The sequence below is a fragment of the Edaphobacter bradus genome (assembly GCF_025685645.1).
Taxonomy (GTDB): domain Bacteria; phylum Acidobacteriota; class Terriglobia; order Terriglobales; family Acidobacteriaceae; genus Edaphobacter; species Edaphobacter bradus.
The window spans coordinates 408,867-434,722 of sequence record NZ_JAGSYF010000003.1 but is presented as its reverse complement, the minus strand read 5'-3'; the positions used below and the strand labels follow the sequence as shown (position 1 = coordinate 434,722).

Genomic DNA, 25,856 nt, shown 5'->3' with positions numbered 1-25,856 from the left:
TCAAAACACCGTGAACAACTTGGCAACGTGTTATTTGCGCGCAGAGACTTGCAGAGCTTTTGATCAGAGGCCATAAACCGCGGTTCAAATGTCTAGGGGGAGAGTACCCAGCAATTGAGTCAGATCGACTGAAGAGAAGGCAATTCGCGAAGCAATAGTTTGAAGTTTGGAGGAAATAATGAAGTTGATTCGAAACGGCATTCGGAGGGCGCTGCTGATCGCGACGCTGATTCCAGCCGGACATGTATTTGGGCAAGCTGTGAACGCCAATCTTCTGGGGACGGTCAAGGATCAAACCAGTGCCGCGGTTCCCGGAGCCGCTGTGACGATCGTCGAGACCCAAAGTGGGGTCACCAAAACGGAACAGACAAATGACAGTGGTAACTACGACTTCGAGGCTATCCAGCCGGGTATCTATACAGTTTCCGCAGAACAGGCAGGCTTTAAGAAAGCTGTGGCCGAAAAAGTGATTGTCGTCGTGAACAGCACCGTTCGCATGGATATGACGCTCCTGCTCGGCGCGGCGACGGAGAGTGTCACTGTCACCGCGGCGCCCGAGCTCCTAAAGACGGACCGCGCAGATACCGGGATCAACCTCGAGTCGAAACAGACGGAGGAGCTGCCGCTGGGGACGAATCGAAACTTTCAGGGATTGCTCGCTCTTGTTCCGGGGGCGACTAAACCGCATTTCTCGCACTCCAATTTCTTCAATGCCGCTGCTTCGCTCTCGACGGAAGTGAACGGCCAATCCCGGCTGGCCAACAATACCGAGATTGAAGGCATCGACGACAACGAACGATCGGGCCTCCTGCAGGTTCTCATTCCACCGAGTGAGGCTATCCAGAGCGTAAGCGTCTCGACCAGCAACTACCAGGCAGAATTCGGCCGCGCCGGCGGGGCTGTGACCGACGTCACTCTCAAATCCGGAACAAATTCAGTTCATGGTTCGGTCTATGAATTCAATCGCATTAGCGCCCTGGCTGCTGAGAGCTATTTTCAGAAGGGGCCGAATCCACGAAGCACCTATAACTATACTGGCGGGAATATTGGCGGCCCGATCATTCACGACAAGCTCTTCATATTTGGAGATTATCTTCACGTCAGCGATAGTCAGGGACAGTTCAATACTCTGACCCTCCCGACCGCCGCTTTCCGCAACGGAGATTTCAGCAGTGTTGCCACTCCCATTTACGACCCAGCGACGGGAAATCCCGATGGAACGGGGCGTAAACAGTTCAGCTATCTTGGTCAAGCGAACGTCATCGATCCTTCTAGGATCAGCCCCATCGCAAAGAGAATTTTGGCGCTGGTTCCGCTTCCGAACGTGCCAGGAGCCGGAACAACCAATAACTTCCAGGGGGTTACGCGGTTTACTCGTAATTCAAATTCGTTCGATGCGAAAGCCGACGCAAATCTTCACGGACAGGATCATCTGTCGCTTCGTTACAGCTTTCAAAAGGCGGACCAGGTCCAGCAGCCTATATTCGGCTTGGCCGGCGGGCCGGCTAACGGAGGCGCTAATGCACGCGGTACGCAGACCGCCTACAACACGGCCGCAAACTATACCCATGTCTTTTCGTCTACCTTGCTGACAGAGCTCCGTTTGGGACTGAACCACTACAAAAACGTGACCTTTCCGACGGACTATGGCACCAGCGCCTCGGCCGCGATCGGCATTCCGGGAGTTAATGTAGATGCATTCACCAGTGGACTTGCCGCCATCGATATCGGAGGCTTCTCCAGCCCCTTCGTGGGGACCGGAGGCTCTTATCCCTGGGTCCGCGGCGAAACCAATATCGACGCTGTAAATAACTGGACGAAGATTCAAGGCAATCACAGCCTGAAGCTTGGAGTGGAGTACCGCCGTGTCCGCGACGACTTGCTTCAGGGGCAAACGTTCAACCCTAGAGGTTCCTTCCAATATCGTGATGGACAGACGGCTTTGAAGGGCGGGCCCAAAACAGGTCAGGCAAACAACTTCGCCAGCTTCCTCCTGGATGATCCGAACGTGGTAGGTCGAGATATCGGCGTTCAGAGCGCAACCTGGAGAGAATCGCAGTTCTTCACTTACGTGCAGGACACATGGCAGGCCAACTCCAAGCTTACGTTGACGTATGGGCTGCGCTGGGAACTTTATGTGCCCCCGACTCCGCGCCATGCGGGCGGCTTCTCGAACTATGACCCTTCCACCAATTCGCTCATCCTTGCTGGCATCGGGGGGAACCCGATGGACCTGGGCCTGCAGACTCGATACAGCTACTTTGCACCTCGTCTCGGTCTCGCCTACCGGCTGGACGAAAAGACAGTGTTGCGCGGCGGTTACGGGATCAGTTATGAATCCTACCCGGATATCGTCACCAACTACGCCGCCAACTACCCAGTCAAGCAGAACGTCTCATTTCAATCGTTGAGCAGTTTCACTCAGGCAATAGAGACGGACGGTTCACCTGCCTCATTGGCAGCTGGCTTTCCCGCACTCCCTCTTGCCGTCATCCCGGCGAGCGGCATCGTCACCAACGCGCCGCCGCAGAACTACAACGTTGTCGATCTCCACTGGCACGCGCCTTACATCGAATCCTGGAATGCTGCTGTACAGCGAGCGCTGCCGGCTGGATTCGTACTTGACGTTGCCTACGTCGGCAATGTGGGAATAGGTCAACCGCTAAGCTACAATCTCAATGCCGGTTTCGTGGCTGGGGCCGGTGCGAGTGGGCGGCCTGAGTACGCTACCTTTAAGAGAACGGCATCAACCACGATTCTCAAGCGTACAAACTCAAACTACAATTCGCTCCAGGTGAAATTGGATCATCACTATGCGAGCGGGCTTTCAACCACCTCCACTTACACCTATCAGAAGGCACTAGGTTCCGTCAGCTCCGAGGGCAGTGGAGTAGGCGGTACCACCTTCTACATAGACTTCGCCCGCAATTATTCGCGTCTCGGCAACGACCGCACACATACCTTTGTGCAGAGCTTCCTCTACGAGCTTCCATTTGGAAAGGGCAAGAAGTGGCTGACCTCTGGTGTCGCGAGCTGGGTGGCAGGGGGATGGCAGTTGGGCGGAGTCCTTTCTCTAGAGACAGGGACACCGTTCACTATTACAGCCAGTTCCGCCAGCCTGAATGCTCCCGGTAACACTCAGGTGGCAAACGTCAATGGACCGTTCCATAAACTGAAGGGCATCGGCGCCGCGAAAGCCTGGTTCGATACCTCTGTGTTTAGTCAGCCAACTACCGCCGCGCTCGGGAATTCGGGGAAGAACGCATATGTAGGACCCGGGTTTTTCAATCTCGACGCTTCCGCTTTTCGGCGGTTTGCGCTGACAGAGCGGTATAACCTGGAACTCCGTGCTGAAGCTTTCAGCCTCACCAATACGCCGCAGTTTGGCAATCCGAGCAGTAATTATACGAATCCGGATTTTGGCCATCTTGACGCTACAAATGGGGGAGCCACAGGAAATCGTGTAGTCGAATTAGCAGCCAAAATAACGTTCTAACTCTCTTGAATGCAGTTGTTTGTAACCGGTTCCCACTTAGTTTCTCGGGGACCGGTTACGGGCTTTCTAGCGTGGCAGATCGTAGATGGCGGACACAGTAGCGGAACACACAGCCAGTAGGGCTGCAGAGGAGAGCGAAGGATGTCTAATGTTTCTCGTCGTAATTTCTTAGTAGGTGCTGGTGTCGCAGTGTCATGCGCGACGTTGCCAGCCTTTGGCATGGCGGCAAAGTCGCCATTCAAGGTAGCCGTCATCAGCGATGAAATATCTCCGGACTTCGACCATGCCTGTTCGGTCATCTCCAGAGACTTCGGTCTTCAGTGGGTTGAGCTTCGCAGCATGTGGGGCAAGAACCTGCAGGAACTCACAGACGATCAACTTGCCGATGCCGAGAAGATTCTCGCTAAATATCAACTACGGGTAACGGACATCGGTAGCCCGCTCTTCAAGGTCGATTGGCCCGGAGCCCCACGATCGTCGTTTAGCAAAAAGAACGACTCATTCGGCGCGGCCGTCACGTTTAAACAGCAGGACGAAGTGCTTGCCAAATCCATCGCTCACGCGCATCGCTTCAAGACAAACGTCGTGCGTTGTTTCGACTTCTTTCGCCTGGATGATGTAAAGCCCTACCGTGAGCCCATCAACGCAAAGCTTCTTGAGGCAGCGAACGTCTGTGGCAAACAAGGCGTCCGCCTCGCGCTGGAAAATGAGTTTGAATGCAACACTGCTACCGGTCGGGAAGCGGCGGCGACCCTCGCAGCCGCGCAGTCTCCGCATCTTGGACTCAACTGGGATCCAGGGAATGCAGTCAGGGCCGGTGAACTCGACGCTTTTCGCGCTGCCTGGGACCTCCTTCCCAAGCACCGCATCTACCATTGCCACGTCAAGAATGCGATCAAGAATCCCGATGGCAAGATTGGGTGGTCACCGGTGGACAAGGGCTATATCGATTGGACCGCGCAGTTCCGCGCACTCAAGAGTGTCGGCTACCGCGGCGCCGTCAGCCTGGAGACCCACTGGAACGGCGCGCCTACTCACGAAGAGTCGACCCGCATTAGCTGGGCCGGCATGAAGAAAACCCTGCAAGATTCAGGAACTCTTTGACCCACGGAGAAAGAATGAATAGGCGTGACTTTGTAGGCAGCATGGCGACTGGGGCCGCTACGCTGGCCTTCGCACCGAAGAAATTATTTGCGGCCAGCGATCGCATCCGGTACGGCATCATCGGGGTTGGATCTCGTGGCATGCAGGACCTGAAAGATGCAATTGAATGCCCCAACACAGAGTGTGTCGCAGTTGCGGACATCTATTCACGCAACCGCGACGCGGCGAAGGCTCTCGTTCCCAATGCCACCTTCTACGACGATCCTCGCCATCTGCTCGACCGCAAGGACGTCGACGCTGTCATCATCGCAACGCCTCTTTTCTTGCATGCGAAGCACATGCAGATGGTGCTTGCCGCCGGCAAGGATGTGTACTGCGAGAAGACCATGACCTGGAACGTTGCAGAGGCCAAGGCATGCCTGCAGGCTGCGAATGCCTCTTCGCAGGTGGTACAGATCGGCGTTCAGCATCAGAGTGAGGGTGGCCACAAAGACGTGGTTGAGTGGATCAAGCAGGGCCTGCCGGGAAAGATCACCATGGTCGAGGCGTGGATGAGCCGCAATTCGGCGCATGGGAGCCCGCAGTGGAGGCGACCCATCCCGTCTGACTGCGACCCGCAGCACGTCAATTACTCTCTCTTCCTGGATGACCGACCGAAAGAAGCATTCAATGCCGAACATTTCATCAACTGGCGACTGTACTGGGAGTTCTCCGGCGGCAACGTGACCGAGAACATGGTCCACCAGATTGCGTGGATCATGTCGGCCATGAATCTCAAGGAACCCATCGCAGCATCCATGATGGGCGGAGTATTTTCTGAGAAAGATGGTCGCCAGGTTCCGGACACGATCAGTGTCACACTCGAGTTTCCTGACCTTATCGTTCTGTGGCAGTCCACTTTCAGTAACACGCGGTATGGTCTGGGGGAGCATTTCCTCGGATCTGACGGCACCATCGAACACATAGCTGGAGCGACGGACATGGTGACTGGAAAGTCCAAATCTTCGTTGATCTTCTACCCTGAGGCGATCAATAACCCAGGAGGGACAAAGCTCGTTAGCGAGTCTAAGGGCATGAGTCATATGCAGAATTGGATGGACTGTATTCGCACGCGCAGCAAGAAGACAAACGCTCCAGTCGAGATTGGGTATCTCTCGGCAGTAGCTGGTCACATGGCCAATCTCTCCTACCGCTCGAAGAAGCGCGTGACACTGCAAGAGGCGATGGATACTCATCAACCGTACTGATGGCCGCGTGAGTCTTTAACCAATGGCGAGGAGGAAGCGGCCGTCACAAAAGATCGCCCTCCTCGACATCAGCCCGCGCCACGCAATGGCCCGTGGGGAATTTGTTTCGAATATAGACGCATTTACGTGCTGGGAGAGTGTGTGTTCCGTCTGTCCAATATTGATTTATTGCTTGCTGCTTTCCGCGTGAGATCCAAAGCGTCGGTCGTCCTGCTCGGCTTGCTCCTGGTGGCATGCTCAGCTCAGGCACAACCTGCGTCTTCATCACACGCGAGCAAGGCGTATGCAAAGACCTCCGAAGCAGAGCCTCCTGCAAATCCGATAGCAGATCCAAAGGCTGTTGTTGTGATCGGGCACGCCAGGTTTACCGTACTTACCCCTGAGATGGTGCGCCTGGAGTGGGCAGCCGACGGCAAGTTCGAAGACCGTGCTTCTTTTGTCTTCATCAACCGCAGGCTTGCAGTTCCATTCTTCGAGAAGCATATAGAACAGTCCAGTGCTGGGGAGGCGCTCACGCTAAAAACCAGCGCTCTCAAACTGAAATACGTTGCAGCGACTGGCACAGACGGCAAGTTCAATGCAGATGATCTCAGCGTCACATTCACTTTAAACGGCAAGCTCTGCACCTGGCATCCAGGCACTCCTGACACCGGCAATCTGCTCGGAACTACTCGCACGTTGGATGGCGCTCGGGGCGACAAAACGAAAGAGCCTATAGAGACTGGCCTGATTTCGCGCGATGGTTGGTCGGTGGTGGACGACTCAGCGCGGCCGCTCTTCGACTCCGCCAACTTCGAGTTCTCGCAGGGCGAGCAAAGTCCCTGGCCGTGGGTCATGCTGCGGCCCGCTGGAGATCGCCAGGACTTGTACTTCTTTGGTTACGGCCACAACTACAAGAAGGCTTTGGGCGATTATGTACGCGTCGCCGGGAGAATCCCATTGCCGCCGCGGTTCGTGTTTGGCGCATGGTGGTCGCGTTACTGGGCCTACAGCGACCAGGAACTCAGCGATCTGGTCCGCGGCTTTCGGACAAATGATGTGCCGCTCGATGTTCTCGTAATCGACATGGATTGGCACATACCGGCGGCGCAGTTGCAAGGCCAGCAGGACCAGTCAGGCCAGAGACTGGGGTGGACTGGATATACGTGGAACAAGACGCTGTTCCCCAACCCGCAGGAGTTTCTCAATGATGTTCATGCTGAGGGGCTGAAAGTGACGCTAAACATGCATCCGGCTTCGGGTGTGCAGCCATGGGAGGAGCGCTATCCGGAGATGGCGCGATCGATGGGCATCGATCCTGCGACGAAGAGATATGTCCCCTTCGATCTCACGGACAAAAAGTTTGCCACTCATTACATGAACATCCTGCATCATCCGCTTGAGAAAGAAGGGATCGATTTCTGGTGGCTCGATTGGCAACAGCAGATGACCACAGCTCTTCCAGGGGTGAACCCCACGTGGTGGCTCAATTATATCCATTTCACGGATCAGGAGCGCGAAGGCAAGAGGCCGCTGCTGTTTCATCGCTGGGGCGGATTGGGGAACCACCGCTATCAGATAGGGTTTTCCGGCGACACGATCTCTGTGTGGGATTCGCTTGCTTTTCAGCCGTGGTTTACCGCGACCGCCGCGAATGTTGGCTATGCGTACTGGAGCCACGACATCGGTGGTCACATACCAGGTGCCGTTGACCCGGAGCTGTATACGCGGTGGGTCCAATTCGGCGCGTTCAGTCCGGTTCTACGCACCCACACGACTAAGAATCCTGACGCAGAGCGTCGTATCTGGGCGTATCCGGAGCCGTACTCCGACATAATGCGCGACGTCTTCCATTTACGCTATGCGATGCAGCCCTATATCTATACCGAAGCGCGCCGCACATATGATACCGGCGTAGCTTTCCTACGACCGCTCTACTATGACTGGCCAGAGGCGCAAGAAGCCTATACCGCAAAGAACGAATACATGTTCGGAGAGAACATGTTTGTCGCTCCGGTAACGCAGCCTGTCGATAGCGCATCGCAACTGGCGAGCGAGCGTATATGGATTCCGGAAGGTGAGTGGATCGAATGGCCAACCGGGAAGCACTTTACCGGGCCTCACACGGTTGATCGCAGCTTCTCCATTGACCAGGTTCCCGTCTACATTCGTGCAGGCGCCATTGTTCCGATGCAGCCGGAGATGCGTTACACGGACGAAAAGCCAGTCGACCCACTCATCATCAATGTCTTCCCAATGCAGGATGGGCAACACTCTTCCTACACTGTGTATGAAGATGCCAGCAAATCCGAGACCTACAAGCAGGGTGCGGGCGCCTGGACGCAGATCGATGCACACCGGTCCGGCTCAACCACTGAGGTCGACGTTCAACCTGTTCGGGGCCATTATCCCGGGATGCTGCAGGCACGCAGCTATGAGCTGCGTTTGCCTGCCGATTGGCCACCAACTTCCATAACAGTGAATGGCCGGAACCTGAACTTTGTACGGAACGGTAGAGGCGCAGGCTGGCATTACGATGGCAATACGCTGACGACCATCGTCACTGTGCCGAGCAGTGCAACTACTGAGCTTATCCGGTTGCGTATTAATCGCGATCCCACGCTCGTTGCTCGTGATGCTGAACTGGATGGTTTCGCGGGAGCGATTCGAAGGCTACGCAGCGCGTATGACGAGCTCAACCAGACATCGCCCAGCGCGTGGTCTCCGGAGAATCTGATCGCCGCAATGCAGACCGGGGACAGGTTGAGCTACAGGCCGGCTGCGGCAGGCGAGGAGATTGGGCGTTTCCGGGACAGCTATAGAAGGGCAGCGATCGACGCGAACGAAGTCGGGCAAAGAGCAGACATGATGATGGACGGCAAGAGCGTTCCTGCGCCCACGGGGGACGCCAAAGCAACAGATGCGAGGGAACTCCGCTTCAAGCTTCTATCTCATCGCGCTTTGATGCAACTTCGCGACGCCGATGCGCCCTAGAAGGAAAGTAGTCGGTCTTTCGCCGACAGCTGCCAGGCGCCAGTCTCCGTCTCCTTGAAGCGAACGAATCCCAGCGGAGCGTACTGATGCTCGATACTGTCGGGAGGCACGACCTCGGGTGTTTCGGTGCCGTCGGCGGCGATAGTCGCGGGCCACTCCAGGCCGTTCTCTCCAGAGCGCCCGGAAGAGTGCCGGGTCTTCCGGGCAACCTAGCAGTGCGTCGCAAAGAAGCAAAGCAGTGCTGTCGGTGGAGTTCCGGGGGATTCAACTCAGAGAGCGTTGTGCGGATAGAGGCGCCGGTCAAATGGGCTTGCTGCTGGATGAAAGGCTACCGGCAGGTCGCGGAGACCAGCGCGCTGTTTTCATTCGAGCCTCCCATATGTTGCGAAAGCGTTGGCGGCATCGTTCGCGGTATGGAGAGCGAGGCGGATGGCTCCAATCAATTGCGCGTCTGAGCCGAGCCTGCTGCGCGCGAGTTGCGGCTGAACGCGGGTATTCCAATCGATCAGGATCTGCTGCGCCGCTTCGTGTAGAACTGGGTGCGAACCAACTCCGCCGCCCAGGACGAAGAGTGGGCAGTTGAGCACCAACGCGATGTTGTAGATAACCGAGGCGAGCATGTGGGCTGATTGCTGGAGGATGCTGTGCGCGAGGGCATCGCCTAGTAGGGCGTGGTCGAATACCTCGGTGGCGTGAAGGCTGCTGGGAAGCGTGGTCGCGTCTTGGCTCCAGCGTGATTGCCATTGGGCCTTAATGCCTCCGCCGCCGAGAATTTCTTCGAGCGCGCCGGGCTTGCCGCGCTCCGCTGGCTGGCCGGGGAGTCCCGGCAGCAGCATGTAACCAATTTCGCCGGCAGTCCAGTCCTTGCTGTGGAAGGGACGCCCTCCGAGGAAGATACCGGCGCCGAGACCGGTACCGATGGCGATAAAGACGAAGTCCGAATAGCCTTGGGCAGCACCGGTCCAGCTCTCTCCAAGGGTCGCTAGGTTGACGTCGTTTTCAACCGCGGCAGGGATGCCCAGCGACTCCTCAAGTAGGTTGCGCAGAGGAACATCGCGCCAGCCTAGAAGGTAGGAGGTAGCAATGACTACGCCGGTCTCGACATTGGTGATACCGGGCGCGCCTACGGCGATCGCGCGCAGGAGACTTCGAGAGACTCCGGCCTGCTCCAGTACATTGGCAACACCGTTATGGATGAGTTCGACGACTATCTCGGGGGCACGAACGCCAACCGTAGATGCTGACCAGCGGGCGAGGATGTTGCCGGAAGGATCGGCAAGGGCGAGACGCAGGTTCGTCCCTCCGATATCGACACCGACGACCAGGCCGTGAACACTACCGGCTCCGGCCAGGTTCGGGAAAGTGGTGAGATCTGTCTTCAAGCCTTCGGTCTTATGGAACAACATATAGAAAACTGCCTCTGCCGATCTGTGGCGGCCGGACTTGTTCACAGCCTCGCCCGGTCATGGTTGTGGCGCTATGGCGCTCGGTCTGTTGCTTATGCTCTCCAGTTCCCGGCCTTTGGTCTCGGGTACGATGAAGCGGACGAAGAGAAGGGTGAGGACGCAGAAGATTCCGTAGATGGCGAAAGTCAGGGAGTTGCCAGCGTGCTGAATGAGAGAAAGAAAGGTAAGGGAGACGAGAAAGTTCGATGCTCCCGAACCGAGACTGGCGGCGGCAATGCCGCGGCCGCGGACGCGCAGCGGAAAGACCTCGGCGGCGAGGATCCACGCGATGGGGCCCATGCTGAATGCGAAGCAGGCGATATAGAGCATGAGACAAGCAGTGGCGATCATGCCCAGCGAATGTCCGGGTGCCGCCTGGTTATGGAAGGAGTAGGAGAGCAGGAAAAGCGAAAGCGTCATGCCTCCAACGCCGGCATATAGCAGCGGTTTGCGCCCGGCACGATCGACCAGCACGAGGGCGATTACCGTTGCCAGGACGTTGACAGCGGCGACGAGCAGCGTGGCGAAGATAGCACTCTTGTTTTCCGTGATGCCGGCCAGGGCGAAGATTTGCGGACCGTAATAAATGATCGTATTGATGCCGGTGACCTGCTGCAGCACTGTGAAGCCGACGGCGATCAGCAGTGAGGGGCGGACAGCGGGGCTCCAGAGAGCGCTCCAGCGGGTTTCGACGCGGGTCAGGAGGGCGATGCGGATATCCTCGAGAAGCAACGCAGCGCCGGCCTCGTTGGTGTAGGTCTTGAGCACGGCTTGGGCCTCGGCATGGCGCCCCTGGCCGAAGAGCCAGCGTGGGCTTTCCGGCAGTGTGAGGATGAGCACGAGAAAAATCGCTGCGGGCACGGCTCCGAGGCCGAACATGAGCCGCCAGCCATGCTGGGCAGCGAGCCAATAGCCGATCAGATCGGCAAGCGCAATGCCCAAGGTCAAAGTGAACTGATACAGGCCGATAAGTGTGCCGCGCGACTGCGGCGGCGCTAACTCCGAAACGAAGATGGGCGCCGTAACTGAGGTGAAGCCGATGGCCACGCCAAGGAAGGCGCGGGCGACTATCAGGGTCCATACATTGGGTGCCAGCGGCGCGAGAATAGAGCCGATGATAAAAATGGCCCCTCCCCAGAGCAGCGTGGCGCGGCGGCCGATGCGGTCGGCAATCATGCCGCCAGCAATGGAGCCGGTCATGGCGCCGATAAGTACGACACTGACGACAATCTCTTCCATCTGCGGAGAGAGGCGGAAGGTCTCACGCACGAAGATTAGGGCAGCGGCGATGATGCCCATATCGAAGCCATAGAGGACCCCGCCGAGGCCGGTAATGAGGGAGACCCGCCAGAGAAAGCCGCGTTTCACCTCGGTGTGTTGCGCGGCAATCGAAACCGGTGTTGCTTCGGGCATGGCCTTTTCCTTTTGGACGGCGAATTGGTTTCCTTACTGCTCCATGACTCCATACTGAAAGCGTGGCGGCAGCCGGCAGCCAGTTCGCTCGACCATTGCGAGGGTAAGGGCCTGGGGCACGAGCAGCGAAACGATACCTTCCCACGGCTCGGGTACAGCTTCGATCCTAACCGGATACAACCGATCGGTCTCCTCGTGATTTTCCGAAGAGACCAACACGACCTTGCCCCCACGGCGGTCGCATTCCTGCGCAAGTTTGACTCCTAGGGAGGCGGTGCGACCGAGGGCAAAGATGATGGCGACATGCGAGCCGTCCACGTCGAGATTGGGGCCATGTCGGAAGCCGGCGCCGGTATGTGGCGCAGCGCGGAAGCCGCTCATTTCGCGGATACAGAGCGCGCTCATGATCGCGCCGCCGTACGCTGCGCCGCGTCCGACGATCTCTATATTGGCCGCGCCCCGGCAGAACGCTTCGATCTCGTCGCGCCGGGCAAAGATGGGATCGAGGCTGCTGGAAAAGACGTCGAAAGCACGCTCGGCGTCCTGCTGCCAAGGTTGCCCAACGATCACCGAGGCCAGGATGATTGCTGCGGCGGTCGAGTTTGTATAGGTCTTGGTGGCGTTGCCGTACTCCGGGCCGGCGAGGATGGGGAGTTTGTTCTCGGCAAGATGCCAGCATGTGCTGGCAGCGTTGTTGCAGATGAGCCCGCGCGGCCGGTCGCCCCCGCGCTTGAAGAGTTCAACCAGCTCGGCACTTTCCCCCGACGTCGTGATGAGGATGGAGAGCGCGGCGTCGGACCAAACTGGCTGGGAATAATTCAGCCACTCGCCGGCATCCACTGTAAAAGACGACCGCCCGTGCGACTGTAATTGAATCGAAGCGCTGATTGCGGAGCAATAGGACGCTCCCATACCGATGAAGAGTACCGGGCCGGGGGCCGCGTTAAGCTCGCGGAACCTAGCAAACTCGGCTCGCAGCGTATGGTCTTCGCGATAGACGTTCAGCAATTCGCGCAGGCGCGCCGGCTGCTCGCGGCACTCGAACTCGAGAATCTGCGTTCCATTTGAAGCTAGCAGTTCTTTCGATGGTTCGATGCCATTGATCCACTGCGGCGCGGGTTGGGAGACTGTTTCCATCTTCTTCCTTAACGTGCTGGAGCTATGCGACGGCAGTGCAGGCAAGAGCGGCAAAACTCGGCCGGAAATCCGGTACGGTTTTCATCGGATACCTCAGGGCGGATAGTGTAAACATTGAGCATGGGATTGAGATACTTCCTAATGATTATTTAGTATCGTTCCTAAACGGTTTTCACGCAAGAGTCTCTTCGGGTGACTTGTTGGCGCGATAGGATATGCTGACGGAGTTGCGAAGGCCCGGCTCCTATGTCCACGGAAGTGCGGGCGAGTGCTTCGCGGGATGTGCATTTTGCAGCCGGCCGTCTCTTCGGGCAGATCCGGTAGCTCCATTCGGAGCGAAAGGCGGGTCCCGTGCAAGCTGGAATATTGTTAGGCGAAGGAGTAAAAGCAGGGAACGTGAAGCGAAGATCGATTCCAATTGGGAGGCCATCTGTTCTGCGGCATGCCAACGCGCAGAGCATTTTGAAGCTGCTGCGACAGGCTGGCCCGTGCTCTCGCGCGGACCTGGTACGCGCCTCAGGGCTGAGTGCCCCGACTGTGACCAATGTGGTCAAGGACCTGCTGACAGAGAATCTCATTGAGCCGCTTGGTGAAGGCGAGTCAAGCGGTGGACGTCCGCCAGATATGATTCGTTTCAAAGCCGAGCGGGGTTGCCTGCTGGCGGTGGAGATTACGGCACACCTCCTTACCTTTCTGCTGACCGATCTGGATGGGCGTGAGCTCGAAACGTACGAGTATTCGCTAGACAAGCAAAGGACAACGCCTGAGGCCATCTGCGGCTATATCGGCGACTGCTTGCGGATAATGCTCCGGCGACAGAAAAGAACCCGTGACCAGCTGTTGCTGCTTGTGGTGGGCGTACCCGCTATCACCAATGTGCAGGAAGGTGTCGTGCTGTCGATCAGTACCCTGGAACGGTGGCGTTCCGTGCCGCTGCGCACGATGCTGAAGAAGATCGTCGATTGCCAGGTGATCGTCGAAAACGATACCAATCTCGCCGCTCAGGGGGAGCGCTATCGCGGTGCTGCGCGCAATGAACAGGACTTCGTCTTTATCAGTATTGGCGCTAATGTAGGCGCAGGCATTGTGCTCGGCGGCAGGATTCATCACGGCTCGCAATGGTCGGCGGGCGAGATCGGATATCTTCGCCTGCCCTATATCTCGCGCAAACAGCCGACGATCCACGAATTCGGTGAACTGGAGTCGGTGCTGACGACTTCGGGGATACTGAAAAGCTGGAACGAGATTCGTGAGACTCCGAGCGAAAGCCATCGCGGACGCCGCAAAGGCATTGACGGAGCCGATGTGTTGGCGATGGCGCAATCCGGTGACGCGATAGCAGGAAAGATCGTGCAACATCGAGCGAATATTGTCGCGGACATCATTGTGAATCTGTCGCTGATCCTCAATCCAGGACTAATTCTGCTGGGAGGCGAGATCGGCAGTCATCCTGTGCTGATCTTCGCGGTCGAGGAGCAGCTCAAGGGCAGTGAATTTGCGGTGACCAGGATCGCAGTGAGCGCGCTAGGCAGCCGCGCAGTCCTGTGGGGTGCTATCTCGATTGCGCTTGAGGAGATTGCTTCGGTGCTGCTGCCTGTGCCAGAAATTTAGCAATCGCTGATAGCGTAGTTTTTTTCAGAGCGTTCTTGACCAGTCGCTTCGCGCTGTGATTATGTAGTACGCGTACAGACTTTATTGCGAAACATTAGAAACTGAAAAGGCTGTCCATTCAGGATAGAAAGTCGGCCTGTCGGTAGAGGCAGACCGTGGCACCGCAGCCTGCACAGGTAGATTCTCAGAAATAGTTTGGAACTGTGGAGAACCATGATGTCGAAGAGATTTTGGTTTGCATCGGTGGTATTGATGACGATTGCTCTGGCTCGAGCGGCCGTTGCAGAGCAGCCCTCAGCGAAACAGGTGCATCCTGGACATCCAATTTTGAACCTTGGTTCACAAGCGCCGGATTTCTCCCTGCCGGGCGTCGATGGCAAGACGCATAAGTTGAGTGACTATGCGAGTAGTCCTGTACTTGCCGTGGTGTTTACATGCAACCACTGCCCAATTGCGCAGATGTATGAGCAACGGATAGAAAAAATGTATGAGGACTACGGCAAGCGCGGCGTGGCCGTGGTGGCAATCCAGGGTAACGATCCCAAGGCACTGCTGATCGGCGAGCTGGATTCCTCCGATATGAGCGACACGTTGGCCGAGATGAAGGCGCGAGTCGCCTGGAAGCATCTGCACTATCCATACCTGTATGACGGCGATACGCAGGCGGTGACCAGGGCATACGGGCCGCAGGCCACGCCGCATATCTTTATCTTCGACAAGGCACGGAAACTTCGCTACGAAGGACGGGTCGACAACAGTTATCGTATCGAACAGGTAAAGACCTCGGATGCGCGCGACGCCATCGAAGCCTTGCTGGCAGGCAAGGATATCGCGGTTGGCCACACGGGTACGTTTGGATGCTCGACGAAGTGGGCAGAGAAGAGTGCAGCGCGTGAGGCAGATGAGCGCAAGCTAGAAGCGACGCCAGTCAAGTTGGATATGGTGGACGCGGAGGGATTGAAGTTGCTTCGCGCCAATGCAGGTAGTCATGTGACGTTGGTGAGTTTCTGGGCCACGTGGTGCGGTTCTTGTGTCGTGGAGTTTGCGGATCTGCAGGGCACCTTCCGCATGTACAAGGATCGTGACTTCGAACTGGTCACGGTCGCTGCCAATCAACCAGATGAGAAAGCTGGTGTGATGCGGCTGCTGGAGAAGAAACACGCAACCAGCCGTAACCTTCTGTTCGGTTCAGAAGATACGGCGGCACTGCAGAAGGCCTTCGATCCCAACTGGGATTCAGCCGTTCCATATACTGTGCTACTGGGGCCAAATGGCAAGGTGCTCTACAAGACGTTGGGCTCCGTGGACCTTCTGGAACTCCGGCGAAAGATTCTGGCTTCAGTGCCAGCGGAGTATGCAGGCTTTACGAAATACTGGACGTCGAATTGACCTCCCGATTGAGGAATGTTGCCTAAATTTGCAACTCGTCTACTTCGCGGAGTTGTCTCTTCTCGGAGGAGTCATCTCGAGTGCCCAGATGGCAGTGGGACGCAAATACATTCCGGCGCGGAAGTCGCCCGTGATATCCCAGGCCTCCGGTGTTCGGAACCAGTAACCTTTGCTCTCATAGATGACGCGGTAGAGCCCGTGGGTAGTTGCGTAGGCTTCGTCCTTCATGCCTTCGCTCATCAGTAAGCCTGCGTATCCAAGCGTTGTTCCCGCCCAGACTTCTTTCCCTTGTTCATTGGTCATGATCGACCCATCGGCATTCATGCCATTGGCCGCGCCCATCTCGCCACCGCCGAACTTTTTCACATTGAAGTCATAGATCTTCTCCATGGCCGAGATCTGCATATCGTGTGGAACGATATCGCCCAGTCCTGTGAGATTGGCATACCACTGACCCGCAAGCTGATCGGCCTGGATCGCGTCCTTCGATTCGCTGTTGGTGTCGTAGCGAAAATACTCGCCATTCCATAGCTGCGTGATGTAGGTTTTCTGGCCCTTCAGAAAGAGCTTGTGGTATTCCTCCGCCGTTCTGGTGTCGCCTATTATGCGCGCTGTCTCTTCGCCGGCACGCAGAGCGGCGAGCCACAGTCCACCGGAGTATGCACTCACTCCCTTTACTATCCAGGAATCGTAGGTCTGATCAGGATAGCCGCTGTTCTCAGGTACCCCTCCACCTTTGTCGAACTTGCGCAGATACTCGATTGCATCTTTGACTGCGGGCCAGGTTTCGCGCAGGAAGGCTAGATCTGTTCGGCCGGTAAGTACGTAATCGCGATAAACCATGAGGACAAACTTGGAGTTGAGATCCTTCCAGCCGTTTGTATCCTGCCACCCTGGCTCGTTCACCGCAACGAATGGGTCTCCCTCCGGTACGCCTAGGTCATGCGGCACTGCGCCACGCGTTTTGCGTTTGTGGGTGACTGGTGCCCCAGTCTGCTCACTCTTCCAGACCCACAGACCTTGCTCCGGCCACTCCTTCGACACCGTATCCGCGAACTCACGCAGTACTTGCATGTCAACCTTCGGCCAGAACTTGAGCAGGGGCAGGGAAGCGTAGAACCGCACATCGAGTGTCGCGTAATATGCGTAATCGAAACATTCCAGTAACGCAAAGGATGGCTCGGTCTTCAGACTTGCTCCTTGTTGACGACCCCAGAACGTGCCTCCATCGGTGAGCGCATACAGTTCGTTGAAGAGCATTCCGCGATACCACAGGGGTTTGCTCTCATCACGGATGATGGGCGCCTGCCATTTATCGATTTCGTTGCTCCAGTTAGCCGCGTTCAGCAAGCCATTGCGTGCGATCTTCCAGGCGTTTTGGCCGTCAGAGCCGTAGAAATCCGTGTAGCGGCGATTCCACTTGCGGCCCTCGCCGAACTCGACGACTGGAAAATCCCATGCAACCACCATTGGAATGATCTTGCTCTCGCCAGGCTGCAGTGTGAAGCGCAAAGCAATAGCGCCACCCAGCTTTTCCTTGTCGCTCACCCATGACTTACCGTCGTTGGCGAGACGGCCGTCTTTCGCAAATGAAGTCCATACCGCGTTGCCATCTCCTGCTGCCTCAAAGGTTGTCTGATAGCTCACTTCGACTCCCTTCGACTCGAGTGCGGCAATCACAAACTGACCGTCCCACTCGTTGGACCCACTGCCGTTACGGTTGCGATCGAAGACGATGCCCTTCATCGAACTATCCGTGCTCACAGCCTCGGTCTGAAAGCGATTGAAGTTACCCTGATTCGGAGTTCCTTTGAAGTCCCGCGTAAAGGTGCGGAACCATCCGGCCATGTTCGTCCAGGAGAGCAGAACTGAGACAGTGACGGCCTTGTTCGTAGGGTTGTTCGCATGCCAGCGATATACTGCGACCGGATAACTCGACTCGCGGTAGTTGTCCGGCAGGATTGGTGAATATTGCTCAAGCACCACATGTGCGGGGAACTTGTCCCACTTATAGTCAAACCACGATTTGGGGTAGAGCGCGTAGTAGTCGCCTGCACCGACGGGATAGTCCCATTGCCAACTGGAGAGTTCGCCGCCAGCGGGATGGCCATTCATGAGCACGCGTGCCGTACCGGTTACATCGCCCTCGGACTGCTGGAACATGGCGAACTGATTCGCAGGAACTGTTTCATACTTGTGCACGCCAGCCTTGATGTGCCAACGGGCAAAGTCTCCACGGTAGGTACGGGAGAAGGTGCCGGCGCCGAATCCGCCAACAGGGACGCCCTGCCAATAGCCGTCGTCGATGTCGCCTGCCACACGGGTCACACCGGGGTTCTCTAAGGGGAGACCAAGTGGGCGCGTCCACGCGGCCTTCGGGATATCGGCTGTTGGAGACACGGTCTGCGCGAAAACTGTTGGGCATGGAAGCACGAAGAGAAGCAAGGACAGCGAGTGGCGTTGCAAGGAGCCTCCATGTGTTTAGCGCAGAATTGAAAACGTGTTCCGAGAACCACTCTGTTCTGAGATCCGCTATATAGCGGGCCAGTCCTCGATCAGGTCACCCCAGCCTATTTGTTCTTACCGTTCGATCCAAGCCAGACGAGGCAGTTCTCGAAGAGTTGATTCTGCGTCGAGCTATCAAAACTCTTGTTTCCGTGGCCCATATTCGTATAGATCATCCTGAATTTCGTGTTAGTCCACATGACCGGGAGATCGCCCGAGAGCAAAACGTCCTTGAATCCTAGCGGATAGTTCGAGGGACCAAGCGTGGCAAGCACTTTCACGTTGGTGTTGAGGCGTGGGCTTGGCCGCCAGATATACCATTCGTTAGCTGGAGACACGAAGGTGGCAGGCAGTCCCTTGGCGACTGGATGCCTAGGATCGTCGATGATCAGCTTCGCCGGAAGTGGAGGCCAACTGTTGGTGTAAAAAACTGCACCTCCGAGAAAGTCGACAAACCAGGGCCACTTGGTATCGCGATCGTTGTAACCCGCGGCATGAAAGCCCATCCAGCCTCCGCCTGAAGCCATGTATTTCTCGAAACTGGTGCGCTGCTGTTCGGAGTGCGGAGAGTCATCAAGCCAAAGAACAAGTTGGTATTGTTTGAGCGTCGCGTCGTTAAGGTTGCCCCAGTTGGTCGAGGGTGTAACGGCAAAATGATCCCGGGCAGCAATGGTTGTAAGAAAGGCTAGCGCCCCACGTGCGAAATCAACGTGATCCGGCTCCACATTGGTTGAGTAAAGCGCAAGCACATGGATTGACGGGTCGGCGGGTGTCTGGGCCGCGAGTGCCAAGGCCAGTACCGGCGCAAAGAGAGCTGCCAGCAGACATCGCTTCATTGGCTGGCCGCCCACAGGATGGAGTTGCGGAAGAGCTGAGTAAATGCGGGGTTTTGGAAGTGCTCAGGACGATGCCCCATGAAGATATAGATGTTACGCGCCTTCTTGCTCTGGTTGGTCCAGATCACGGCGTGATCGCCCATCTTGATCTTACTGTCTGGCGTATAGGTGTTCTCGTCCACACTTGCTAATACATGTACGTTGGGACGGGGCGATTTGTCGTAGGTGTAGAACTCTTCATCCTTGATTTCGAAAGAAGGCGGCAGACCTTTCATCGCGGGGTGCGCTTTATCTTCGACATTGACCTTGCCGGAGACAAAGGTGGCGATGTAGCTCTTGAATCGAATCCCGCCCATGAAGTCCTGAAACCAGGGCCAGATGGGATAGCCGTCGAACTCGCCGAGCAGGGTTGCGTGATGAAAACCGATCCATCCCCCCTTGCCTTCGTCAATGTACCTCTGAAATGCGGCAACGGCGGTGGGTTTCCAGCCATAGGGCGGATAGTTCAGCTGGATAAAGAGCTGGTATTGCGCCAGGAATGCGTCGTCGATCTTATCCGTATTTTCGATATAGTCGATAGAGAGTTTGTCTTCCTTTGCTTCTTTGGCGAGCCAAGCCATCGCCGCATCGACGAAGGGCCTGTGTATGCCGCCGGCCTCGGCGATGGCGAGGACGCGAAATTTCGGAGCGGGATTCTGAGCACGCAGCATACAAGTGGTTGCGAATGCAATCAGCATCATGAGGACGGAACGGCGGAAGACATGGAAGAGCCGATTCGAAGACGAGGATACTTGCGAGAAAGGCATGTTTCCCCCACGTGGTAAACATCTTTGAACTGAAGCGTTGTGTTCGAGAGGCAAAAGAAAAAGAGTCTGGAACGCCCCCTCGTCGTTCTGGGCAATTGTAATGCTAGTAGATACTTGTGAACCATTACAAAGTATCCTAGGATGAGTCGGTACGTCAATAGAAATGGCCAAGTGGCCAGGAGTTCCGTCATGAGGCCGCAATCGATTCAAAAAACGCTCTTGAGAGTTGCGACGGGAACTGCCATCCTTACGGTCCCGCTACTGGTGTTCAAGTCAACGGCGCAGGAGCCGGAGGCGCGAGGCCAGTTGATCAGCCCATATGCGATTGTTGCGAACCGGGCGACGGGCAAGGTATACGCAGTGGATTCGTCGGCCGGAGTGGTCACGGTGATCTACGCGTCGAGCAATGCCACGGCTACAATTTCCGCAGGTAAGGAGCCGGTTTCACTTGCCATCAATGAGGCGACCAACACCATCTACGTTGCAAATGTGGGCAGCGGTACGGTGACTGAAATTGATGGCGCGACGGATGTGCCGCGCGCAACGATTGATGTTGGGCATCTCCCTTACGCGATAGCTGTAAATCCCAAGACCAACAGGATCTACGTCTCGCATACCTTCAGCGATGCACTGACGGTCGTCGACGGAGCGACGCGCGACGTAGTGCAGGTGAAAGCTGGCTCAGCTGACGCAATTGCGGTCAATGCAAAAACCGATAAGGTCTATCTTCTCGGCTATGAAGGCACCCAGTTGACAGTGCTGGACGGCGCCAGCAACGCGCAGTCGAAGATCACCACTGGCGGCCATGTGTGGGGATTTGCTATCAACGAGTCGACAGGCAAAATGTATGTGACGCACATAGGAACGAATGCGCTACAGGCCATCGACCTGGCTACCGGCAAGAGCACGGATATTCCAACGGGCAAGATGCCGTGCGCTGTTCAGATCAATCTCGCAACCAATCGCGTTTATGCCGTGAATTACGGCGACGACAGCGTGACTGTTGTGGATGGCAACAATGATGCAGCGATTGCCACCATCCAAACCGGGGAAGGGCCACAGGCCATAGCCGTCGATGCAAAGGCGAACAAGGTCTATATTGCGAATACGTACAGCAACACGGTCACAGCGATCGACGGCGCTACAAATACTGTCACTGCGACGATGACTACGGGTGAGCATCCGTTTGGGCTTGCGGTGGATGCGGCCAGCGGACATCTCTACTCAGAGAACTTCGGCGATCTAAAGCCAGGCTCGACTCCGGCGACGTTGAGCCTCGACATTCTTGCGTCGACTCCGCACTGAGGGCCAGCGTGCTTCATTACTCGTGCGGCAGGCTGATGGCGTAGAGGTACCAGGCTGCGTGGGGCAGCCACTCCTCTGACCAGCGCCAGTCTTCATCCTTGCCGGTGATAGCGAAGCCTTCATTCCATGCGATTCCATCAGGATCGTTGAGCGCGCTAGTGATGCCGTTGACGATCGCTCCTGGAGCGTTGGCGTATTTGTACGAGCGGAAGAACATATAGGGGGCTTGGTTGTGGCCGCTGCCACCCAGCATGCTGGCATCGAAGGGATTGCGTCCGAGTATCCAGTGCAACTGATTCCATGCATACTCCTCAAGGCGAGCGTGGAAGGCTGGATCGCCACCGAAGTAGGGAGCCGCGAGGCGCGCAGCAGAGGCGAGTGAAGCCAGACGCGCATTTTCGCCCTGCCACCACGGTGCGGCTTCAGTATCATGAGGAAAAAAGAATGCAGTACGCACTTGCCCATTTCCAAAACGCACCAGTTGACGCGCATAGCCGAAGGGGTTATTGACCTCGGCGGTGGTCTCCATCTCCGAGTCGAGCGAGCGTCTCACTGCTTCAAGGACTCGAACACGATCATCCTCAGGCGCGATTGTTGCGTATTCCAGAAGGCTGACGACGGGCAGGCCAGCATCGGAGGGGTGAAAAAAGGGACGTATCCCATCATCCGCGCGCCAGTAGTCGCGGTGGCCGTTGGCGGTGGTGAGGCGCTGAAGCAGGTTTTCGGCGCGGCGTTTCGCTGCGGTTCGATAAGCATCTTTGTGCGTGGCGCGGTAGAGTTCGGTGGCGGCCAGCAGTGCGCAGTAGTCATCGAGAATGTTCTCGTTGCCGTCGTTGAGCAACTCGCGATTGTGCGCGTCGAGAAAGGCAAAGGCCTCCTCGGCTGTCCTAAGATAGGTCGCGCGTGGGATGTCCCCGTCGATTGGCATGGTGCCGGCCAGTGCGAGTGCCGCGATGGACATGCCACCGCCGGCGCGAAAGCTTGCCTCATAGGAGTGCGGCCGGTTTGCGCTGCCGACCTCGGTGGAGTCGGTGTCGTTTTTCTTGATTTGTGTGCGCCAGTTGGGGTTGCCGATTGCGCGATCCTGCGCGAGCTTCTCGCGGCCGGGCGCGGTGATGCTCTCGTAAAAGGACCCACCGGGGCGCTTGATGCGTGTTAGATAGTCAGCGCCGAAGAGGCCCTCATCCAAAATGCGCCGCTCGTATTCGCTGAAGTTGTCGTCCTTGCGCACGACGAGCGACTCGTAGCTCTTGAGCAGCGTCCACGCCACGAGCGGCATCTGTTGTGGATTGAAGTATGAGGTCGGATTCTGATGCGAGAGATGAATGCCATAATCTCCCGTTGCGTCATACCATCCGCCGTGTGCATCGACAAATCCAGTTTGCCCTGGAGGCAGCTTTAGATGGCTGTCGGCGCGATCGATCAAACCAGTGGAGCGTTGGCCTTTGAAGTAGTAGATAACATCGGAAAGCGTGCTGCGCTCAAGCAGATTGTCATCGATCACAAAAGCGCATGAAGTCACCTCGCCTGCTTCGCTCCGTATGCGAAGCGCGTAGTGTCCGGTCTGCTTCCACCCAGAAAAATCAGCGATCCAATAGGTGCCGCTCCAGTGCGCAACCTTTCCAGCGGAGGACAGCGCGCCAGTGAGAACTGTCTTATTGGAAACTTCGTCCTGCAGAGAAAACTCCGTTGGGTGATTGCTTGAGCTTCCGCGAATAATGGCGAGTTTGGGCGCATTGGTTTCATAGCCGACCTGGTCGACGAGGACAGTGATGCGGTTTAAAGTGTTCTCAGCGTTCTGGGCGGATAAAGTGATGCCGAAAGCAGTCGCGCAGCAGGCGATGAGAATGCTTCGGGTCACTCCAAACATCTTCATATACAGCTTGTGGACCTCTCTCATGGCTTGGAAGATGTGTGCAGGATGCTGTTTGCGTCCGAGGCTGGAATACCAATCGGCATGCTTCGCCTGATAGCAGTGTTGTTGACGCTTTCCTGCACATCTTCCAGCAGCTTTCGTCCTTCTACTTCCGCATCCAGCAGGATGCGAGTCGTGGCGCCCAGATGTGACGCGAGCAGCCGCACTGCGGCTTCAGCGTCACGCGCTAGCGTGGCGCTTACGATGGCCCGGTGCTCCTCGTCCACGTTACGGCTTTTGGTGGAGAAGGGCACCGATAGCCGCCGATAGCGCTCGCTCTGTGCATACAGAAGATTGTGCAGATGCAATAGCCAGAGACTATCGCAGCCATCCACCAGCGCGAGATGAAATGCTGCGTGTGCTTCCACCCATTCTTCACTTAAGCGCGCGGGATCGTCTGAAGCACGTTCGCGTGTGCGTGCCAGCCGGTGCGCCGCCGCGACTAGCCGCGCTTCCCAATCCACGTCGCCGAACTGAATCGCCCGCCTGAGGCAGAGGCTATCGATCTCGATACGCACCATCGTCAAATCCGTGAGATCGGCTGCTGAAATGGGGGCAGCACGAAAACCCCGCTGCGGTTCGGCGACTACCAAGCCCTCGGCGGTCAGGCGCGACAATGCCTCGCGAATTGCTCCCAAACTGACTGAAAACCGACCGCACAGCTCCTGGATCTTCAGCTTTCTCCCGGGAACGATGCGGCAAGCGAGCAGATCTGCGCGCAGGGCCTCATAGGCTCCCTGGGTCATGTTCGCTGAAGACTCTTTGTTCATCGGCGCATTCCATCCGGGTTTTTCCGTAGAGCTATCGTACTGCACATTCTGAGAAAATATATTATTCATTGACAAATATACAATTGTGGGTCATGTTGAATTTGATACAGACGTCGAGAATCGACTCGAGGCCCCTCTAAAGTACCGCCAAAATACTGAAAGGCGATGTTCATGCGATTTGCCGCATTCACTCGCGGAGAGCAGGAAGGACTGGCGGTTGCGGGTCCGGATTCGGGTTTACATGCTCACGAATCTTGCTCTTCCGGTCTACGTGACCCGATACCATCGCAGCGAACTTGAGATCTTGCGTCATGTGCTGCTGCCAATTGCCGGTACGCTGATCATGTTGCTTCCGCCGCGGGGTCCTATCCAACCAGGCCAGACTTGGCCCTTCAATGTCTTCCCCTGGATCGCGCTCGGTGCTCTCGCCCTGTTCGAGGTCTATGGCATCGTGATGGCGCAGCTGTCGCCTGACCTGGCGGGTCGCATCGGCGCGTATGTAGCCGATCAGTAAGCTGAATCTATTGGGTAGTTTTTGCAACTCGCAAGGAGGTCATCTGATGAAACCAATTCTCTTCCGCGGCGCCAGTGTTTGGGATGGCAGCGGCGCGGCCGCGTTTCCGGCCGATGTGCTTGTCGAAGGTAGCAGAATCAAGACTATTGCCCGGGCGCCAGGCCATCCCAACGTAGATGGAGCCTTGGTCATCGACGCGAAAGGCCGGACCCTGATGCCAGGCTTGGTGGAAGGTCATGCGCATATTTCCTTTGGCGGAGCTGTCAATGATTCCGACCTTGGGAACATCCCTCCCGAAGAGCATGTATTGCTCACCATGCGGAACGCGAAGACGCTGCTCGATCATGGCTTCACCAGCTGCTATAGCGCTGCCACCTCCAAGCTGCGGCTCGATGTCGTTATCCGCAATGAAGTGAATGCAGGCCGCCTGCCCGGGCCGCGTATACGCGCCGCAAGCCCGGAGATCACGGTGACCGGCGGTCTCGGCGATGAGCGCAAAGCACACATGTACTACGAGAGCTTTGGGCTGATCGCCGACGGCAAGGAAGAGATCAAGAAGGCGATTCGTCTCTGCTGCCGTGAAGGCGTCGACAATATCAAGGTGAATATTTCGGGCGATGATCTCAGCCCGGCCGCCCACGGCGGCCTCACCGTGATGACCGAGGAAGAGGTACAGACGGCCGTCAATACTGCGCGCGATTTCGGCAAGAAGGTCAACTGCCACGCCCGTGCGGCAGAAGCGGTGAAGCGCGCCGTCCGTTGCGGTGTGGATGTAATCTATCACTGCGAATCTGCGGACGAGGAAGCGATCGATATGCTGGAATCCGCGAAGGACCGGATCTTTGTGGGACCCGCGATTGGGATCATCTATGGCACGCTCTACGAGGGTGAGCCGTTTGGCTTTCGTCGCGATTCTGAGATTGGACGAACTATGGAACGCGTCATCGAGTCCACTGCCGCCGTGTATACAGAGCTGCGCAAGCGAGGCGTACGCATTCTCATCGGAGGAGACTACGGATTCGCCCAATCGCCTCAGGGTGACAATGCGCGAGACCTCAAGCATTTTGTCGATCTCCTCGGCTTCTCACCGAACGAAGCGCTGCAATGCGGCACACGCATTGGTGGGCAGGTAATGGGCTTGGGCAACGAACTCGGCCAGATCAAGGAAGGCTACCTGGCAGATCTGCTTCTGGTGGATGGGGATCCGTTGGAAGATCTTGACGTCGTTGTGCATGAGAAAAACCTGCACGTAATCATGAAGGAAGGTGCGCTTTACAAGGACTGTTCCGCCACTGCCGTTATCGAACATACGCTTGTGGCTCAATAGGAGGAGGCTAGGGGTTGGGCCAACAACCTCATCGCGGATGCGCTCCACATCCATTGCACAATC

At 56.8% G+C, this 25,856-nt stretch carries 17 protein-coding genes; 9 read left to right on the top strand and 8 right to left on the bottom strand.

Going from position 1 to position 25,856, the window contains the following annotated elements; all coding sequences use genetic code 11:
* The first annotated feature begins 178 nt into the window (after positions 1-178).
* From OHL16_RS14140 to OHL16_RS14125, 4 genes are all read left to right on the top strand, one after another.
* Positions 179-3,496, top strand: coding sequence for a TonB-dependent receptor (locus OHL16_RS14140; protein ID WP_263367821.1), 3,318 nt, complete (start codon positions 179-181; stop codon positions 3,494-3,496).
* A gap of 141 nt (positions 3,497-3,637) precedes the next feature.
* Positions 3,638-4,600, top strand: coding sequence for a sugar phosphate isomerase/epimerase family protein (locus OHL16_RS14135; protein WP_263367820.1), 963 nt, complete (start codon positions 3,638-3,640; stop codon positions 4,598-4,600).
* 14 nt (positions 4,601-4,614) lie between these two features.
* On the top strand, positions 4,615-5,847 hold the full coding sequence (locus tag OHL16_RS14130) for a Gfo/Idh/MocA family protein (protein WP_263367819.1): 1,233 nt from the start codon (positions 4,615-4,617) through the stop codon (positions 5,845-5,847).
* A gap of 186 nt (positions 5,848-6,033) precedes the next feature.
* Positions 6,034-8,820, top strand: coding sequence for a glycoside hydrolase family 31 protein (locus tag OHL16_RS14125; RefSeq protein ID WP_263367818.1), 2,787 nt, complete (start codon positions 6,034-6,036; stop codon positions 8,818-8,820).
* Positions 8,821-9,182: 362 nt separating this feature from the next.
* Here the strand turns inward: OHL16_RS14125 and OHL16_RS14120 are convergent, their stop codons facing one another.
* The 3 genes from OHL16_RS14120 to OHL16_RS14110 all read right to left on the bottom strand — a co-directional run bounded on the left by OHL16_RS14120 (position 9,183) and on the right by OHL16_RS14110 (position 12,815).
* Positions 9,183-10,202 (bottom strand): ROK family protein, encoded by a 1,020-nt coding sequence (locus OHL16_RS14120; RefSeq protein WP_263367817.1) that lies wholly within the window; start codon positions 10,200-10,202, stop codon positions 9,183-9,185.
* A gap of 81 nt (positions 10,203-10,283) precedes the next feature.
* On the bottom strand, positions 10,284-11,678 hold the full coding sequence (locus OHL16_RS14115) for a sugar porter family MFS transporter (protein ID WP_263367816.1): 1,395 nt from the start codon (positions 11,676-11,678) through the stop codon (positions 10,284-10,286).
* 33 nt (positions 11,679-11,711) lie between these two features.
* Positions 11,712-12,815, bottom strand: a complete 1,104-nt coding sequence (locus OHL16_RS14110; RefSeq protein WP_263367815.1) for an SIS domain-containing protein — start codon at positions 12,813-12,815, stop codon at positions 11,712-11,714.
* Positions 12,816-13,166: 351 nt separating this feature from the next.
* Here OHL16_RS14110 and OHL16_RS14105 point away from each other — a divergent pair, with 351 nt between their 5' ends.
* Both OHL16_RS14105 and OHL16_RS14100 read left to right on the top strand, forming a co-directional pair.
* Entirely contained in the window at positions 13,167-14,426 is a 1,260-nt protein-coding gene (locus tag OHL16_RS14105; RefSeq protein WP_317891068.1) for an ROK family transcriptional regulator, read from the top strand.
* Positions 14,427-14,642: 216 nt separating this feature from the next.
* Positions 14,643-15,815 (top strand): redoxin family protein, encoded by a 1,173-nt coding sequence (locus OHL16_RS14100; RefSeq protein WP_263367812.1) that lies wholly within the window; start codon positions 14,643-14,645, stop codon positions 15,813-15,815.
* A 39-nt stretch (positions 15,816-15,854) separates the two neighbouring features.
* Here OHL16_RS14100 and OHL16_RS14095 read toward each other — a convergent pair whose 3' ends face one another.
* The 3 genes from OHL16_RS14095 to OHL16_RS14085 all read right to left on the bottom strand — a co-directional run bounded on the left by OHL16_RS14095 (position 15,855) and on the right by OHL16_RS14085 (position 19,896).
* A complete protein-coding gene (locus OHL16_RS14095; RefSeq protein WP_263367811.1) occupies positions 15,855-18,143 on the bottom strand; it encodes a non-lysosomal glucosylceramidase in 2,289 nt (762 codons plus the stop codon).
* Positions 18,144-18,385: 242 nt separating this feature from the next.
* The gene (locus tag OHL16_RS14090) at positions 18,386-19,171 is read right to left on the bottom strand and encodes a ThuA domain-containing protein (RefSeq protein ID WP_263367810.1); all 786 of its coding nucleotides are present in this window, start codon (positions 19,169-19,171) and stop codon (positions 18,386-18,388) included.
* Positions 19,153-19,896: a ThuA domain-containing protein gene (locus OHL16_RS14085; RefSeq protein ID WP_263367809.1), complete on the bottom strand. Its 744-nt coding sequence runs from the start codon at positions 19,894-19,896 to the stop codon at positions 19,153-19,155. The genes OHL16_RS14090 and OHL16_RS14085 overlap by 19 nt, the downstream gene beginning before the upstream one ends.
* A 255-nt stretch (positions 19,897-20,151) precedes the next feature.
* Here OHL16_RS14085 and OHL16_RS14080 point away from each other — a divergent pair, with 255 nt between their 5' ends.
* Entirely contained in the window at positions 20,152-21,267 is a 1,116-nt protein-coding gene (locus OHL16_RS14080) for a YncE family protein (RefSeq protein ID WP_263367808.1), read from the top strand.
* A gap of 16 nt (positions 21,268-21,283) precedes the next feature.
* Here OHL16_RS14080 and OHL16_RS14075 read toward each other — a convergent pair whose 3' ends face one another.
* Positions 21,284-23,137, bottom strand: a complete 1,854-nt coding sequence (locus OHL16_RS14075) for a glycoside hydrolase family 9 protein (RefSeq protein ID WP_396127204.1) — start codon at positions 23,135-23,137, stop codon at positions 21,284-21,286.
* Positions 23,138-23,163: 26 nt separating this feature from the next.
* Positions 23,164-23,952, bottom strand: coding sequence for a GntR family transcriptional regulator (locus tag OHL16_RS14070; protein ID WP_263367806.1), 789 nt, complete (start codon positions 23,950-23,952; stop codon positions 23,164-23,166).
* A gap of 241 nt (positions 23,953-24,193) precedes the next feature.
* On the opposite strand from OHL16_RS14070, the gene OHL16_RS14065 reads away from it, so the two are divergent.
* Complete coding sequence (locus OHL16_RS14065; RefSeq protein ID WP_263367805.1) at positions 24,194-24,466, top strand: hypothetical protein; 273 nt, start codon at positions 24,194-24,196, stop codon at positions 24,464-24,466.
* A gap of 46 nt (positions 24,467-24,512) precedes the next feature.
* On the top strand, positions 24,513-25,793 hold the full coding sequence (locus tag OHL16_RS14060) for a metal-dependent hydrolase family protein (protein WP_263367804.1): 1,281 nt from the start codon (positions 24,513-24,515) through the stop codon (positions 25,791-25,793).
* Positions 25,794-25,856: the final 63 nt, after the last annotated feature.

Excerpts from the sequence above, each read along its gene's own strand:
- OHL16_RS14140 (WP_263367821.1), top strand. The coding sequence starts at position 179 with ATGAAGTTGATTCGAAACGGCATTCGGAGGGCGCTGCTGATCGCGACG.
- OHL16_RS14135 (WP_263367820.1), top strand. The coding sequence starts at position 3,638 with ATGTCTAATGTTTCTCGTCGTAATTTCTTAGTAGGTGCTGGTGTCGCA.
- OHL16_RS14130 (WP_263367819.1), top strand. The coding sequence starts at position 4,615 with ATGAATAGGCGTGACTTTGTAGGCAGCATGGCGACTGGGGCCGCTACG.
- OHL16_RS14115 (WP_263367816.1), bottom strand. The coding sequence starts at position 11,678 with ATGCCCGAAGCAACACCGGTTTCGATTGCCGCGCAACACACCGAGGTG.
- OHL16_RS14110 (WP_263367815.1), bottom strand. The coding sequence starts at position 12,815 with ATGGAAACAGTCTCCCAACCCGCGCCGCAGTGGATCAATGGCATCGAA.
- OHL16_RS14100 (WP_263367812.1), top strand. The coding sequence starts at position 14,643 with ATGTCGAAGAGATTTTGGTTTGCATCGGTGGTATTGATGACGATTGCT.
- OHL16_RS14085 (WP_263367809.1), bottom strand. The coding sequence starts at position 19,896 with ATGATGCTGATTGCATTCGCAACCACTTGTATGCTGCGTGCTCAGAAT.
- OHL16_RS14080 (WP_263367808.1), top strand. The coding sequence starts at position 20,152 with ATGAGGCCGCAATCGATTCAAAAAACGCTCTTGAGAGTTGCGACGGGA.
- OHL16_RS14075 (WP_396127204.1), bottom strand. The coding sequence starts at position 23,137 with ATGTTTGGAGTGACCCGAAGCATTCTCATCGCCTGCTGCGCGACTGCT.
- OHL16_RS14070 (WP_263367806.1), bottom strand. The coding sequence starts at position 23,952 with ATGAACAAAGAGTCTTCAGCGAACATGACCCAGGGAGCCTATGAGGCC.
- OHL16_RS14065 (WP_263367805.1), top strand. The coding sequence starts at position 24,194 with ATGCTCACGAATCTTGCTCTTCCGGTCTACGTGACCCGATACCATCGC.
- OHL16_RS14060 (WP_263367804.1), top strand. The coding sequence starts at position 24,513 with ATGAAACCAATTCTCTTCCGCGGCGCCAGTGTTTGGGATGGCAGCGGC.